Raw genomic sequence first — 2,686 nt, forward strand, 5'->3', positions numbered from 1 at the left:
ACGGAATTACACGCTTGATCAAAGGCTTGGATCTGGAACCAAGCCTCTCATAAGTATCTTCCCATGGCATAACCAACCAGCAAACTGGTTAACACGAAGAACATCAGAAAAACGCGACGGTCTCGCAAAGGGCAGGCAGCAGGACCATCACGACAGGGGTGAACTCGAAGGCAATCGCGATGAGCATCCTACCATTCGCCCTCTTTTCCCTCGCCGTCGTGGCAGCGGCACTGACCATCTGGAAAAGCCTGAGCGTCGCCCTTCCCTTGCTGCGGACCCTGCGCGGTCAATTGAACGAAACGCCGGAAGAACGCTCCATCCACGTGACCACGCTCGACCTGCGGAGCCCTCCTCTTGGCGCTCCTGTCGAGACGCGGCGTGCGCATCCGCTGGCGCGCCACCATCGCCGCCCGAAGCCGGTCACGCATCGACTGCACCAGTTCCCGCACCGAACCACCGCCGCCTGAGGCGGTTGCGGGCGCGGATCGCCTAACAAGCCGAACTTTTCTTCCGCGGTCGCGGGGCGGAAAGATTGTGCTTGACTCGTCCGGAACAAAAAGAGAACTAAGCAGCTACGGAACATTGATAGAACGAAACTGCGTTTTCCACAAGCTGTCCACAGCCCGTCTCCGGCACGGGCGATGGTTCGAAAGGAATGGTCATGACCGCATTCGCTGCCTGTCTCTTCACCATCGCCGCAGTGGCGTCGGCATGGAGCATCCTGGCAACCGTCCGCAGGTTCGGCTCAGGTGCAACGACGCTTCGGGCGCAGCTTGCAGCGTGCCCGGCGACGTTGACGATCGAATGGAAAAGAGCGGAGCGCCTGTCGGCCCCCGCTCTCGTGGAGTTCAGAAAGCGTCCGGCTCGCCGTGGCGCCGACCGGATTGGCCTTGAATGGCCGCAGACGGCGATGCTGGACCTCGCCGCCTGACCTTCGCGTAAGTGACGAGGCCAACGGGTATCAGCGCGATATAGACGATGGTGATCGCCACCAGCGTAAACCAGGTTTCGGTCAGCAGTGCAGCCACCGTCAGGCCCACCACCGCGATGACGCCCAGTCGCAACGAATTGGGCGGCCGCAGGCGCGACCAGCCAAGCGTGGGGATCGACGAGATCATCAGGAAGGCGATCAGCACCATCCAGAGACTCACCACCACGGGGTTGGCGAACTCGGGACGGGTGGTGGCGATCCACAGGTACATCGGCAGGAACGCCAGCCCTGCCCCCAGCGGAGCCGGAACGCCCGTCAGGAAGCCGGCGGCCTTGTGCGGCTGGTCCAGCATGTCGAGCCGCGAATTGAAGCGCGCCAGTCGCAGCACGCAGCAGATCGCGAAGGCGAGCGCGGCGATCCAGCCCAGGCTGGGCAACTGGTGCAGCGTCCACAGATAGACGATGAGCGCCGGGGCGACCCCGAAGGAAATCGAATCGGCAAGGCTGTCGAGCTCGGCGCCGAAGCGCGTCTGGGCCTTGAGCAGCCGCGCCGCCCGCCCGTCTATACCGTCGAGCAGGCCGGCAAGGATGATCGCAAGGACTGACTTCTCGAAATCGCCCGCGATGGCGAACCGTATTCCGGTAAGGCCCGAGCACAAGGCGGCGGCAGTGATCGCGTTGGGCACGATCGCCCGCATGGACAGTCCCGCGGCCAGTCGACGGCGGCGTTCCGGCTGGCTCGCGAAAGCCTCCTCCGCCTCGTAGCCCGGGTCTTCCATCACTGGGCGATGCCCTCGATGAGGGAAGCGTTGGCGAGCACGGCGAGCACCGTTTCGCCCGCGATGATCTTCTGCCCCATCAGGACTTTCGGCTCGGTTCCAGCCGGCAGGTAGACGTCGACACGGCTGCCGAAACGGATCAGGCCGATGCGCTGGCCGGCGGCGATGATGTCGCCCGGCTTGACGAAGGGCACGATGCGCCGCGCTACCAGGCCGGCGATCTGCGTGAAGCAGATGCGCAGGCCATCACCGCGCTCGATCAGCACGTGCTGGCGCTCGTTCTCCTCGCTCGCCTTGTCGAGGTCCGCGTTCACGAACTTGCCGGGTATGTAGACCACCCGCTTGACGGTGCCGGCGATGGGGGTGCGGTTGATGTGGACGTCGAACACCGACATGAAGATCGAAATGCGGGTGACCGGCTCCGACGACATCGGCGCCGAGCCGGTGCCATCGTCCATGGTCAGCTCGCGCGGCGGCGGCACTTTGCCGATCAGCGTGACGAGGCCGTCGGCAGGCGCGATGATCGCCCGCTCGTCCTGCGGCGTGACGCGCACGGGGTCGCGGAAGAACGCAAGCACGCACAGGGTCAGCACCGCAAGCGGCCAGCCGACCCACGGGCCGAGCAGAATCCAGCCGACCAGAGCCACGACGCCGGCTATGGCGCCGAACTTGCGACCTTCGGGGTGAATGGAGGGCCACTGCCACGACGCTTCGCCGCGGCCCTGATTATCGAGAATTTCTCCGGGCATCGCTCTCATCTAGACAGTGCGCACTAGTACCGCAATGCCGATGGCCCCGTGGTGTTCCCACGCAGGAAAAGCACCGGCGGATAAATGCGGGCGAGTGAGCCGTTTATCGGGAAAGGCCCGCTGGGCCTGTGCATCCGCTCGTCGCGGAAATCTGGTGGTGGACAGGGCTGGATTCGAACCAGCGTACGCTTGCACGGGCAGATTTACAGTCTGCTGCCTTTAACCACT

3 protein-coding genes are annotated in these 2,686 nt (G+C 64.2%); 1 reads left to right on the forward strand and 2 read right to left on the reverse strand.

Annotation, left to right across the window (positions count from 1 at the left end):
• The first annotated feature begins 179 nt into the window (after positions 1–179).
• Positions 180–467 carry a hypothetical protein gene (locus VMR39_RS21615; RefSeq protein WP_325418973.1) on the forward strand — a complete coding sequence of 96 codons (288 nt, stop codon included), beginning with the start codon at positions 180–182 and terminating at the stop codon, positions 465–467.
• A 381-nt stretch (positions 468–848) separates the two neighbouring features.
• On the opposite strand, the gene pssA is transcribed toward VMR39_RS21615, so the two are convergent.
• Positions 849–1,709, reverse strand: a complete 861-nt coding sequence (gene pssA, locus VMR39_RS21620; protein WP_325418977.1) for a CDP-diacylglycerol--serine O-phosphatidyltransferase — start codon at positions 1,707–1,709, stop codon at positions 849–851.
• Positions 1,709–2,458 carry a phosphatidylserine decarboxylase gene (locus VMR39_RS21625; protein ID WP_325418975.1) on the reverse strand — a complete coding sequence of 250 codons (750 nt, stop codon included), beginning with the start codon at positions 2,456–2,458 and terminating at the stop codon, positions 1,709–1,711. The genes pssA and VMR39_RS21625 overlap by 1 nt, the downstream gene beginning before the upstream one ends.
• Positions 2,459–2,686 lie beyond the last annotated feature (228 nt).

It is taken from the genome of Sphingobium sp., from assembly GCF_035511395.1.
Taxonomy (GTDB): Bacteria; Pseudomonadota; Alphaproteobacteria; order Sphingomonadales; family Sphingomonadaceae; genus Sphingobium.

Bases quoted from the DNA above. Each gene is read 5' to 3' on its own strand.
- VMR39_RS21615 (WP_325418973.1), top strand. From the start codon at position 180: ATGAGCATCCTACCATTCGCCCTCTTTTCCCTCGCCGTCGTGGCAGCG.
- pssA (WP_325418977.1), bottom strand. From the start codon at position 1,709: ATGGAAGACCCGGGCTACGAGGCGGAGGAGGCTTTCGCGAGCCAGCCG.
- VMR39_RS21625 (WP_325418975.1), bottom strand. From the start codon at position 2,458: ATGCCCGGAGAAATTCTCGATAATCAGGGCCGCGGCGAAGCGTCGTGG.